We start from the raw sequence: 12038 nt of genomic DNA, 5'->3' as shown, positions 1-12038 counted from the left end.
TTCCTTTAAATATGTGTGATTCAATAGGATGTGCTTAAATATCTCCGCGGTCGAAGAAAGAACCTCGATTGCTTTCGTCAGGAGATTTTTGCCGCAACGCTCTTGGTCTTGCAGTAGGATCTTAGCCCCTCGATACCTTTTTCCCGTCCGAAGCCGGATTTCTTGTTGCCTCCAAAGGGAACTTCGATGCCGCCAGCAAAATATTCGTTGATATAAATCTGGCCGGCGTCGATCTTCCGCGCGAGTTGATGAGCTTTGGAGAAGTCGCGCGTGTAAATACCGGCTACCAGGCCATATTGGCAATCGTTGGCGAGTTCCAGCGCGTGATCTGCATCATCCGCAACCTGAACGGTGAGAACGGGGCCGAATATCTCTTCCTGGACCACCTCGTCGGAAGGGGCCGCGCCGTCGATAATGGTGGGTTCGAAAAACCATCCTTTCCCGGTTTCCGGATCGCTCGTCACCGAACCGCCTGTAGCAATATCGGCACCCGCCGCTCGCGCGCGTTCGACGAAGCCGGCGATCTTTTCAAGGTGTTGCGCGGAATTGACCGGACCGAGATCCGGTTCGCGAAGTCCATGTCCCAACTTGAGGCGTTTCGTGCGCGCGACAAGCTCCTTTACGAATTCCGCATGGATGGCGCGTTCGATTACAAGGCGAGACCCGGCGGAACAAATCTGGCCCGCGTTTTCGAAGATCGCACCCATGACCCCGGCGAGTGCCTGCTCGCGGTCGCAATCCTTCAGCACCACGACGGGAGACTTACCGCCAAGCTCGAGGACGACGCGGGTAATGTCGTCCGCCGCCGCTTTCATGACCGCTCGTCCCGTTTGAACCGAGCCCGTGAAGGTGATGTGGTCGACCTGGGGATGATGGGTAAGCGGAGCGCCGACATCCGCGCCCGTTCCCGTTACCACATTGCATACGCCGGCCGGCAGCCCGGCCTTTACCAGCAGTTCCGCAAGCAGCAGCGCGGTAAAGGGCGTTTGCTCCGCCGGTTTGGCGACGACTGAGCAGCCTGCCGCGAGTGCCGGCGCTATTCCGCGGGCGATTGTCGAAATCGGAAAATTCCAGGGGATGATATGCGCGGTCACGCCGACCGGTTCATGGATGGAATAACCCATATAGTCCGGCCCGATGGGAAAGCTGTCTCCCTGCAGTTTGTCGCAGGCGCCCGCGTAATATTCGAACGTGCGAGAGGCCCCGCGAACGTCGCCCAAGGCTTCCTGGAGCGGCTTGCCGCTATCAAGGCTTTCTGCGACGGCAAGGCGATCCAGATTTTCCAGTATCAGGTCGGAGGCACGCCGCAAGATACGCGCGCGCTCTACCTGAGGGGTGTCGCGCCAGACCTTTTCGAAGGCTGTCCGTGCACTTTCAACGGCATCATTAACATCGTCCGCATTGCCGGCGGCGAAGGATGCGAAAACCTCTCCGCGTCCCGGGTCGAAGCTTTCCATAGTCCGGTTGTGAGCGGGCTTCGTGAAGCCTCCGTCAATGAAATGGCCTTCCGGCAAACCGCGCATGGAACCGGAGCGCAGCACCTCGGCTGCGAGAGATTTCGCGCTCGACATGATTACGCCTGAGCCTCGCTGATCTTGTAGGTGGAACGGGCAAGCCACTCGGGATTTATTTCAATGCCCCAGCCGGGGGCATCCGTCACGACCGCGTGACCGTCCTCGATGTCGTAGGGCGAGGATACGAAGAGGCCATCCTGCCACGGATAGTAATCTTCGCCCTCGATCGAGAACTCCAGATATTTGCCCGGATTCGGGATCGCCCTGAGAAGATGCATCGTGAAAAGCGTTACGAGCGACAAATTGGCGGAATGGGGCGTGCAGGGCAGCCCGGCCTCATGCGCCATCCGCGCTACCTTCATGGTTCTCACCATGCCGCCCAGATAGCAGACATCCGGCTGGATGACGTCGACGATGCGTTCGTCGATCATGCGTTTCCAATCCACCAGCGAACAGTCCTGCTCGCCGCCGGTGACGTCGATTTCAAGCGCATCGGTAACCTGCTTCGTCTGATCGTAGTGCCAGTATGGGCAGGGTTCCTCGTAGTGGCTAATGCCGTTGTCCTGCAGAAACCGTCCGATCTCGATAGCCTTTTCCGGCGAGTAGCAGGAATTGGCATCGACAAGCAGGGCCGTATCGTCAGCGAAAGCCTTGCGCATCGTCGGTACGATTTCCTCTGTCCGGCCCGGCCATTCGTCCTGGTTGCGGCCGCACTCGGCACCAATGCGGAACTTGAACGCGGTAAAGCCGAATTCGTCCTGCAGCCTTTTGAGCCGAACCGCTTCGTCCGTTGGTGTAATGTCCCTTTTCATGGATGATCCATAGGCTCGAATCCTGCCGGGCGTTCCCCCAAGCAACTCGCAAACCGGTTTGCCTTCCAGCTTGCCGCGAAGGTCGAAAAGCGCGGTATCGAGACCGCCCATGGCGCGTCGCAAGTAGGAGCCTGGAAATTTGTGCTCTCGCTCCGGGATGATGTCCATCAGGTGCGCGATGCCGAACGCATCTTGCCCGAGTGCATATGGCGCGACCTGGCGATGAACGACTTCCGCGGTGATATCCGCGTAATACGGTGCGACCTGACCCCAACCTTGCGCGTTCGTATCCGTCGTCACCCGGACAAAACAAACGAACTCATTGGTGAATGTTTCTATCGAGCGGATTTTCATGGCTGTTCCGGGCTACTTTGGCGCAATCTTGCGCGAGATGCGTTCAGCCTTGCCAAAGTATTCGAAATTGGCCTTCAATGAAGGTCCGGTTTGTGTAAATTGCCATACCAATTATGAGGTCCGATGAAACGTCGTGCCGGTGCCCTGCTTTCCTCGATCCGAATCGACAAGGCCGCCGACCGGCGGGTTTCCGTCCAACTTTATATGGGATTGCGCGAATTGCTGCTTTCCGGCGCTCTCAGTCCGGGCGACCGCCTGCCGGCCACCCGAACGCTGGCGTCGGAGATCGGCGTTTCCCGAACGACCGTGATCGATGCCATCGACAGGCTCGTCTCGGAAGGGTTGCTGGAATCCCGCGTAGGGGCCGGGACCTATGTCAGCAATGTATTGGCAGCACAGCGTAATCTTTCTTCGACATCCCCCGGCAGTGACCGGCGCGTTGCGAAACCCCGACTGTCTCACGCGGCGACGCATGCCGTACCGGCCTTCGCCCCGCGCAGCAGGCTGCCTCACAAGTCCGCGGCGTTCATTACAGCGCTTCCCGCGCTCGATGCGTTTCCGATGGCGCAATGGGCACGTCTTTCGGCCCGACATTGGCGCAAGGATCGCGATCATGTCACGGGCTATGGCGAGCCTTATGGTTTGAGCAGGCTAAGATCCGCCATAGCGCGGCAGCTTAATGCGTCCCGCGGAATCAAATGCGATCCGGAGCAGATTTTCATCTTTAACGGTGCGCAACATGCATTCGCGATGATCAGCTCCATGCTGGTAAACCCCGGCGAGCCAGTATGGTTTGAAAATCCCGGCGCTATCGGCGCCCGAAATGCTTTCATTGCGACAGGGGCCGCACTGGTTCCGGTAGATGTGGATGAGGAAGGTATTTGTGTCGAGGATGGCCTCGCGAAGGCTCCCTACTTTCGCCTGGCGTTCGTGACGCCGTCCCATCAGCAGCCGCTGGGCCATGTTATGAGCCTCAGCCGTCGCCTTGCGCTCCTGCAAGCAGCGAAAGACGCCGACGCGATGATTGTAGAAGACGACTATGACGGCGAATTCTATTACGGAGACCAACCTCCGCCGACACTGAAAAGCATAGATACGCAAGACCGTGTCATTTATGTAGGCACGTTCTCCAAATCTCTTTTTCCCTCATTGAGACTCGGTTTCGTTCTTTCGCCATCAAGCCTGGTCGGAAGTTTCGAACGCATGTTCAGCGCATGGCACAGCGGCGTGCCCACCGCCTCGCAGGCGATCGTCGCCGATTTCATGGATGAGGGAATGTTCGCCACGCACATCAGGACGATGCGCCAAATCTACAGGGAGCGTCACGACACATTGCTTGAGGCCGCCAAAGAACTCGAAGGAGCGATGAAGGTTCAGGCGTGCAGAAGCGGTTTCCATGCCGTTGGATTTTTGGCGAACGAGCTGTCGGAGCAAGACATCGTAAAAAGAGCGGAGGCGGCGGGCGTCATAACGTCAGGCCTCGGCCGATATGCGCTTGCGCCTCTTGCAAGGCAGGGCATCGTTCTCGGCTTCGGCAGTACTTCGCCCGATGACATACGAAAAGGTGTATGCACACTTCGAAAAATCCTGCTTTGATACGAACCGGTTCATCGCCCCGACCGGCGGTGCGGCTGAATGAATTGGACTGAAAGTTTATCTGCAATGGATATATTTCGCAGTCCAATCGAGACCTAAGCTTTTTGTCCATAACAGACTGACGGTACGGATTGCCTTAAAGGGAGGAAACAATGCGGATCAAGATGACTGTCGCCAGTTTGCTGGCTGCGACGATGCTGGCGGGAGCCGGCACTGCACAGGCGGAAACGCTGCGCCTTTTGACGTGGGGCTCCTATGCTCCGGAAGAACTGATCCAGAAATTCGAAGAAGAAAACCCGGGTATCGAGGTTGAGGTCACGTTCTCGAACAACGAGGAAATGATCGCCAAGCTGCGTGCTACGGGAGGCGCGGGATATGACCTCGCACAGCCGAGCCATGACCGTATCTACGCAGCACAACTGGAATACGATATCTACAAGCCGCTCGATCTTTCAAAGATCAACACGGACGCCATGCAGGCCAAGCTGCTTGACGGCGTAAAGGCGAACACGACAATAAACGGCGAAGTCTATGCCGTCCCGCACCAGTGGGGCACGTCGGGCCTGATGGCCGACAAGACCAAGGCACCCGACTTCAAGGGGTGGGACGATCTCTGCGACCCGCAGTACAAGGGCAAGACGTCGATGCGCCTGAAGCGCACGATCCTGCTCGGAACAGCCTTCGCCATGGGGGAAGACCCGTTCGCCGCTTATTCGGATCTTGAGAAATACCAGCAGATTCTCGACAGGGTCGCGGACAAGCTGATTGAGTGCAAAGATAACATCAAAGCCTACTGGAACAGCGGCGATGACCTGTCGGCGATGATGTTGTCAGGGGAAATCGTGGCTTCCGAAACCTGGGATTCCACCGCCTACAAGCTCTACGACCAGAACCAGAACATCGTATTCATTCCGCCGGAGACCGGCGCGCTTGCCTGGATCGACACATTCGCCATTCCGGCAAAAGGCAAGGCGGATGATGCCGCCTACAAGTGGATCAACTTCGTGCTGCGCCCGGAAAACGTGACGATCATGTCCGCGAGCACCGGGGCGATCGCATCCATCAAGGGCGCAAAGGATCTGCTTCCGGAAGACAAGAAGGCTGCTGTGAACGCCGCCTTTACCGATGCCGACATCGACAACCTCAAGTTTTTCGCCAACATTCCTCCCGGTGTCGAGGACATGGAAGGCCGCACGCTTGAGAAGATCAAGGCGGCAACCGGAGGCTGAACTTCAGCCGCATTGCCGGCCCGCTCTTGCGGGCGGGCATTGGTGCGATCGGGCGGTCTGACGGTAGATCGCCGGACCCTTTCAAATGGGGGGCGCCGCCGCCAGGCGGCGTCCCCCAATACTACCTGTCCCCATCCAAGTGGCACCAACTCATGACGAATTCCCCGATGTACGATCTTGAATGCATCAATATTGCCAAGTCCTTCGGTTCCATCAGGGCCGTGGATGACGTTTCCTTCGACATCCCGAGCGGCTCTTTCTTCTCGATTCTCGGCCCCTCGGGCTGCGGCAAGACCACATTGATGCGCATGATCGCGGGTTTTGAGGAACCGAGTGCCGGGGACATCAAGATCAAGGGCCGTTCCGTTCTCGGCACTCCGCCGAACAAGCGCAACGTGAAGATGGTGTTCCAGCACCTTGCCCTATTCCCGATGATGAACGTCTACGAGAACATCGCCTACGGTTTGCGCTGCAACGGCGTGAGCAATACCGAAATCAAGCGCAAGGTACATGACGTTCTGGAGCGTATTGCGTTGCCTGATGTGGCGGATCGGGAAATCCACCAGCTGTCGGGCGGCCAGAAGCAGCGGATCGCGATCGCGCGCTGCATGGTGCTCGATCCGGATGTTCTGCTGCTGGACGAGCCGTTGGGTGCGCTCGACCTGAAGCTGCGCGAGGCGATGAAAATCGAACTCAAGCTTTTGCAGCATCAGTTCAACACGACATTCATCTACATCACGCACGACCAGTCGGAAGCCCTGGTGATGTCGGATCATGTCGCCATCATGAACCAGGGTCAGTTCGAACAGATCGGCAAGCCGCAAGAGCTTTATCATCACCCGAAGACAGCGTTCGTTGCCGGCTTCGTCGGCGACAGCAACCGCTGGTCGGGCAAGGTCAAATCAAGCGACGGCAGCGGCGGCAAGGTTCAAACCGAGCAGGGCCTTGAAATGGCGTTTACGGCCGCCGGCGGGTTAAAAATCCCGGAGGGTGCAGGCGTTGATATTTTCGTGCGCCCGGAGTTCATCCACGCGGTTCGCCAAACCGATGCCGAAAGTGCTTCCGCGACAGGCGACAACCGGATGGAAGGAATTGTCGACAGCCTGCTTTTCAACGGCGCCAACAGCCGCGTTCTCGTGCGCGGCCCGCAGGGCGAACTCATCGAGGCAGATGTCACGCTAACGGGCGATGATGACATAAAGCCGGGTGAAAATGTCTATCTCTTCTGGTCCTCCAGGCAGGCCATGTGCTTCGCTTCCCGGGGGGCGGCCTGATGCTGCAAAAAGATTTCAAGCGCCTTGCGATGATCCTTCTGTTTGCGCCCTTTGCGCTGTGGATCGTTCTGCTGGTCGTGCTGCCGCATATAGGCATGATCCGCCTTTCCCTGCGCGAGAAAGTGGCTCCGCGCGTTTATGAATTCGGGTTCGCGAACTATCTGGATTTCGTGAACGAGCCGATTTACTGGAACACCTTGCTGCGCACGGGGTCCATGTCGCTCCTGGTGACGGCGCTTGCGCTGCTGATCGGATTTCCGATCGCCTATTACATTGCAAAACTTGCGAGCAACCGAACCCGTGGGGCGCTTTTCCTGATCTGCCTTATCCCGCTATGGGTGAGCGACCTGATACGTGCCTTCGGCTGGATTCTGCTGTTGCGGGAAACCGGCGTCGTCTCTTCGTTCCTGCAGTGGTCGGGCATTGTCGATCAGCCGGTGGAGTTTCTTTACAACGACGTTACCGTGATTGTCGGTCTGGTCTACACGGTCATGCTTTTCATGATCGTACCGCTCGTCTCGACGCTCGACGGCATGGACAACTCGATGATCGAGGCGGGATACAATCTTGGCGGTAATGGCTTCACCGTACTCCGCCGGATCATCATCCCCTATGCGATGCCGGGCATCGTCTCCGGCTGCATCGTCGTCTTCATGCTGACCGCCGGGTCTTATCTTACCCCGATCCTACTTGGCGGAAAGAACTCAAGCTGGTTCACGGAACAGATCTACAATCAGTTCATTACGCGATTCAACTGGGAGGCGGGTGCGGCCTTTGGCATTCTGCTGCTGCTCTTCACATCGACCGTCATCTGGCTTGGCCTGAAACTGAGCGGCCAGACTCTTGCCAATACCGTTGCCAAGAGTTGAGGAGGACGAGCGATGCTGGCACAAAACAGATCCACGCCGTTCCTCTGGGGCTATCGTCTCTATGTTGCGGCGTTCTTCGTCTTCCTTGCGGCACCCCTCGTTGCCGCGGGCGCATTCGCCTTCAACGACAGTCTGTTTCCCGCTCTGCCGTGGCAGGGTTTCACGCTTGACTGGTTCTTCAACGATACCGAACCAAAGCTCGGCATGTTCCATGACCGGCGCCTGTTACGCGGGCTTTACTATTCTTTCGTGATCGCGGTCATGGTTTCGTCCCTGTCGGTTTTCGTCGGGACGACAAACGCTTTCCTGTTCGTGCGCGGGCAGTTTCCGGCAAAGAACTTCTTCTATATCGTGATGGTAATTCCGCTTGTGATCCCGGGTGTCATACTCGGCATCTCCATTCTGGTGCTGGCAAGCGATACGGCGAACTATCTGGAAGATGGGTTCAACCTTGAACTGGAGTTCCTGCGTCCGGGCATTTTTCTTGTTGTGTTAGGTCAATTTTCCTTCATCACGACCATCACATCGCTGGTTATCACGGCGCGCCTCAAGAAATTCGATGAAACGATGGAGGAGGCGGCATTGAACCTCGGCGCGAGCCGCGCGCGCGTTATGCGCACGATCACGCTGCCGTTCCTGCGTCCCGCGATGATCGCGGCAGGCATCGTGGCTTTTCTTGTCTCTTTCGAGAACTTCAACACGACGCTGTTCCTGGTCGGATCCGAGGCACCATTGACGATCACCATGTACGACCGCATGGCGAAGGTCGGCTCGACACCGGTACTTAACGCCGTTTCCTTCTTCCTGATGGTCGGCTCCGGTCTGCTCGCGCTCCTTTCCATTCTTGTCCAGCGAGACAAGTCATCCCGGTAGGCTTCGAATGCGCGAATTCGATTTTGTCATCGTCGGGGCCGGCTCCGCAGGCTCGGTCCTTGCAGACAGGCTTTCCGAAAACGGCAAGTTCACAGTTTGTCTGCTCGAAGCTGGCGGCTCCGATCTGAACTTCTGGATCTGGATGCCGATCGGCTACGGCAAGGCGTTCTACAACCCCAAGATCAACTGGATGTACCGCACCGAGGCGGACCCTGGGCTGAACGGCCGCAAAGGGTATTGGCCGCGCGGCAAAGTCCTCGGCGGATCCAGTTCGATAAATGCCATGGTCTATATCCGCGGACAGCATGACGACTTCAACGACTGGAAGGCGATGGGCAATCCGGGGTGGGGCTGGGAAGACGTCTTGCCCTACTTCAAGCGATCCGAAACGAATGACGCGGGAGAAACGAAGTTTCGCGGAGGCAACGGTCCGCTTTACGTTTCAACCATGAAGCGGGATCTGCATCCGCTATGCGACGTCTTCCTGGAGGCGGGCCAGCAGGCCGGTTTCAGGCTCAACGCCGATTTTAACGGTGCGGAGCAGGAAGGCGTCGGCTGCTACCAGATCACGGCAAAAGGCGGCCTCAGGATGTCCGCCGCGCGCGCCTATCTCGCCAAGGCGAAGAAGCGGCCCAACGTGACGATCCTGACCCACGCCCATACGACGCGGGTGCTTATGGAGGGAAACCGTGCGGTCGGCGTCGTCTATCTTCGCGGCGGAAAAGAGATGAGGGTCGGAGCGCGTCGTGAAGTTATTCTCAGCGCTGGTGCGGTGAATTCTCCGCAGCTCTTGATGCTTTCAGGTATCGGTCGAGAGCAAGACCTGAAAGCCCATGGCATCGATGTTGCTGTGGAACGAAAAGGCGTGGGGCGGCACCTTCAGGATCATCTGGGACTTGATTACCTCTATCGGTCGAAGGTGCCGACGCTGAACAATCAACTGCACCCCTGGTGGGGAAAACTGCTTCAAGGCATGCGCTACGTCGCGACACGGCGCGGGCCGCTTTCGCTCAGCGTCAATCAGGCCGGCGGATTCGTGAAAACCAGCCTGGGGGAAAACAGGCCGAACATGCAGCTTTATTTTTCACCGGTTAGCTACACAAAGGCGCCGGTGGGCAAGCGGCCGCTCATGAACCCCGATCCGTTTCCCGGGTTTTTGCTTGGCATCCAGCCGACGCGACCGACGAGCCGCGGACGGATCGCCTTGCGATCCGCCGACCCACTCGATGCACCGGAAATTCATCCCAATTCCCTCAGCACCAACCGCGACCTCACTGAAATGATCGAGGGTTGCAAGGTCATGCGGATGATCGCCTCGGCCCCTGCGATGCAGGCAGTGATCGAAGAAGAGATCGTCCCTGGCCCAATAGTGCAAAGCGATGAGGAGATGCAGGAAGACATACGAAACAGGTGTTCGACGGTATTCCACCCTGTCAGCACGTGCCGTATGGGCCCCGATCCGGACGAAGATGTAGTTGATGCGAGGCTGCGCGTTTACGGCGTGGACGGCTTGCGCGTAATCGATGCCTCCATCTTTCCGACGGTAACTTCGGGAAATACCAATGCTCCGGCAATCATGGTCGGAGAAAAGGGTGCAGACCTCATCTTGCAGGATCATCGGGATATTTAGAGGCGAGGCACATGAAGGGTGCGGATCTGTTTACAGAAGACTTCAAGCCCGAACCCTATTGGTGGGAGACGGCTGAGCCCGTCGACCAGCGGATAGCCAACCCGCCGGAGGAATCAGACGTCATCGTCATCGGAGCGGGATATACCGGCCTCAACGCTGCACTTCAGACCGCCCGGGAAGGCTTTTCTACCCTCATCCTGGACGCAGAGGCTGCAGGATGGGGCTGCAGCACACGCAACGGCGGCCAGGTCTCAACCAGTATAAAACCCTCTTTTTCAGTGCTTGAGCGACGCTACGGTTCCGAAATCGCCACGGATATTCTGAAGGAAGGTCAGGCCTCTCTCGACTATATGCATCGGCTCGTTGGCGATGAGCGGCTGGATTGCGGTTTCAGGGAGGTTGGACGATTTCACGGAGCCCATCTGCCCCACCTCTATGACAAACTGGCAAAGGAATGCGAGGCCGGGCATCCGGTATGGAATACGGATGCCTTCATGGTGCCCAAAGCTGAGATGGCTGCGGAACTTGGAACCGATGCATACCATGGGGGTATGGTGTTTCCCCGGCATTGCAGTATCGATGTGGGGAAATATCATCCGGCATTGTTGAAGCGGGTCGTGGAAGCCGGCGCGCTTGTGCAAAGCCATTCTCCCGTGGTTTCGATCGAACGCCTCAAGAGCGGTTTCGTTGTTCAAACGCAAGCCCGCCGGTTTAAAGCCGGCAAAGTCATTTTGGCCACGAACGGATATTCAGGGCCATTATCCCCTCACCACCGCAGACGGATCATCCCGATCGGATCATATGTCATCGCCACGGAAGAAATTTCCAAGGCTGTGATGGACAGGCTCTTCCCCACCAACCGCGTCATCTCCGATACCCGCAAACTGGTCTACTATTATCGCCTCTCGCCGGACCGCAAGCGCGTACTGTTCGGCGGCCGCGTGTCGCTGAACGAAACGGACCCAAGGAAAAGCGCCGTCAAACTGCATCGGGACATGGTGGCACTTTTTCCCGAGTTGAGGGACATCAGGGTGAGCCACTCCTGGATGGGCTTCGTCGGCTACACATTCGATGCGCTTGCGCATTGCGGCGAGGACCGTGGCCTTTACTACGCCATGGGCTACTGCGGTTCGGGTGTCGGCATGGCAAGCTATCTTGGAATGCGAATTGGCCTCAAGGCGGCGGGGCGTGAAGCGGCTCCATCCGCCCTCGAAAGGATTTCTTTCCCGACCCGTCCGCTTTACGGCGGAAATCCCTGGTTTCTTGCACCCTCGGTCTTGCTCTATCGCTTGCGCGACAAAATCGGAATCTGACCTTGCAAGTTCAAGAATGGATTTTCCGAATGGCGAGGCAGATAGGTCTCAAACCGTGTGCTGGGGAAAGAAATTGACTCATAATCAATATCTTGAGGAAATTTTCTGAAATAAATACGATTCAGGTTGGCGGGAGATGCTCCAGACATTCTCTGAAGTATAAATTTCAAATCCAAGAAACACATTTTGAGCGTCTGTATCCGGGCCCGTTCTCTTTAAATCCGACCAGCGGCGGTCGTTTCCTGAGTTATGGCTTTCATCGGGTGGCAGATGGCCATGGTCAGTACACCGTCGATGAGGGAGGATCGGGTCATGTCGATCAGTTCTTATCCTACGCTGACGAAGTGCTTTCCAGGCTTGAGGTCGCGAAGGGCGGCGACCGCGCCGGTGATTCCGCCGCCGCAGATGAAAAGGCAGGTCATATTGATCTGCTCCCCTGAATGTCCTCGTTTATAAGTTGGCTCTGTTCACGGTGTGCAGTGCTACCCAACGCGCCCTCGGGGCGGGCTGGAGATTTCCGGACCAAATCAGGAATACGGGCTGGCGCGTGCGGAAGGTGGTACCGGCCTATAAG

10 protein-coding genes are annotated in these 12038 nt (G+C 57.4%); 8 read left to right on the top strand and 2 right to left on the bottom strand.

Annotated features, from left to right (window positions below; genetic code table 11):
* Positions 1–77 precede the first annotated feature (77 nt).
* A complete protein-coding gene (locus GR183_RS13295) occupies positions 78–1571 on the bottom strand; it encodes an aldehyde dehydrogenase family protein (protein ID WP_160776129.1) in 1494 nt (497 codons plus the stop codon).
* A gap of 2 nt (positions 1572–1573) precedes the next feature.
* A complete protein-coding gene (locus GR183_RS13290; protein ID WP_160776128.1) occupies positions 1574–2680 on the bottom strand; it encodes a mandelate racemase/muconate lactonizing enzyme family protein in 1107 nt (368 codons plus the stop codon).
* A gap of 123 nt (positions 2681–2803) precedes the next feature.
* Here GR183_RS13290 and pdxR point away from each other — a divergent pair, with 123 nt between their 5' ends.
* The 8 genes from pdxR (at position 2804) to GR183_RS13250 (ending at position 11904) form a co-directional block, all read left to right on the top strand.
* The gene (pdxR, locus tag GR183_RS13285; protein WP_160776127.1) at positions 2804–4276 is read left to right on the top strand and encodes a MocR-like pyridoxine biosynthesis transcription factor PdxR; all 1473 of its coding nucleotides are present in this window, start codon (positions 2804–2806) and stop codon (positions 4274–4276) included.
* A 152-nt stretch (positions 4277–4428) separates the two neighbouring features.
* A complete protein-coding gene (locus tag GR183_RS13280; protein WP_160776126.1) occupies positions 4429–5505 on the top strand; it encodes an extracellular solute-binding protein in 1077 nt (358 codons plus the stop codon).
* A 152-nt stretch (positions 5506–5657) separates the two neighbouring features.
* Positions 5658–6779 carry an ABC transporter ATP-binding protein gene (locus GR183_RS13275; RefSeq protein WP_160776125.1) on the top strand — a complete coding sequence of 374 codons (1122 nt, stop codon included), beginning with the start codon at positions 5658–5660 and terminating at the stop codon, positions 6777–6779.
* Positions 6779–7648 (top strand): ABC transporter permease, encoded by an 870-nt coding sequence (locus tag GR183_RS13270; protein ID WP_160776124.1) that lies wholly within the window; start codon positions 6779–6781, stop codon positions 7646–7648. The genes GR183_RS13275 and GR183_RS13270 overlap by 1 nt, the downstream gene beginning before the upstream one ends.
* A 12-nt stretch (positions 7649–7660) precedes the next feature.
* Complete coding sequence (locus tag GR183_RS13265; RefSeq protein WP_160776123.1) at positions 7661–8521, top strand: ABC transporter permease; 861 nt, start codon at positions 7661–7663, stop codon at positions 8519–8521.
* Positions 8522–8528: 7 nt separating this feature from the next.
* A complete protein-coding gene (locus GR183_RS13260) occupies positions 8529–10151 on the top strand; it encodes a GMC family oxidoreductase (RefSeq protein ID WP_160776122.1) in 1623 nt (540 codons plus the stop codon).
* Positions 10152–10162: 11 nt separating this feature from the next.
* Positions 10163–11464: an NAD(P)/FAD-dependent oxidoreductase gene (locus GR183_RS13255; protein ID WP_160776121.1), complete on the top strand. Its 1302-nt coding sequence runs from the start codon at positions 10163–10165 to the stop codon at positions 11462–11464.
* Positions 11465–11556: 92 nt separating this feature from the next.
* Positions 11557–11904, top strand: coding sequence for a hypothetical protein (locus GR183_RS13250; protein WP_160776120.1), 348 nt, complete (start codon positions 11557–11559; stop codon positions 11902–11904).
* The last annotated feature ends 134 nt before the right edge of the window (positions 11905–12038 follow it).

Source organism: Stappia sediminis (assembly GCF_009826895.1).
GTDB lineage: Bacteria > Pseudomonadota > Alphaproteobacteria > Rhizobiales > Stappiaceae > Hongsoonwoonella > Hongsoonwoonella sediminis.
This window is presented reverse-complemented; position numbering and strand designations above follow the sequence as displayed.

What these genes read in the sequence shown, in the direction of transcription:
- GR183_RS13280 (WP_160776126.1), top strand. Translation starts at nt 4,429, where the DNA reads ATGCGGATCAAGATGACTGTCGCCAGTTTGCTGGCTGCGACGATGCTG.
- GR183_RS13295 (WP_160776129.1), bottom strand. Translation starts at nt 1,571, where the DNA reads ATGTCGAGCGCGAAATCTCTCGCAGCCGAGGTGCTGCGCTCCGGTTCC.
- GR183_RS13255 (WP_160776121.1), top strand. Translation starts at nt 10,163, where the DNA reads ATGAAGGGTGCGGATCTGTTTACAGAAGACTTCAAGCCCGAACCCTAT.
- GR183_RS13290 (WP_160776128.1), bottom strand. Translation starts at nt 2,680, where the DNA reads ATGAAAATCCGCTCGATAGAAACATTCACCAATGAGTTCGTTTGTTTT.
- pdxR (WP_160776127.1), top strand. Translation starts at nt 2,804, where the DNA reads ATGAAACGTCGTGCCGGTGCCCTGCTTTCCTCGATCCGAATCGACAAG.
- GR183_RS13275 (WP_160776125.1), top strand. Translation starts at nt 5,658, where the DNA reads ATGACGAATTCCCCGATGTACGATCTTGAATGCATCAATATTGCCAAG.
- GR183_RS13265 (WP_160776123.1), top strand. Translation starts at nt 7,661, where the DNA reads ATGCTGGCACAAAACAGATCCACGCCGTTCCTCTGGGGCTATCGTCTC.
- GR183_RS13260 (WP_160776122.1), top strand. Translation starts at nt 8,529, where the DNA reads ATGCGCGAATTCGATTTTGTCATCGTCGGGGCCGGCTCCGCAGGCTCG.
- GR183_RS13270 (WP_160776124.1), top strand. Translation starts at nt 6,779, where the DNA reads ATGCTGCAAAAAGATTTCAAGCGCCTTGCGATGATCCTTCTGTTTGCG.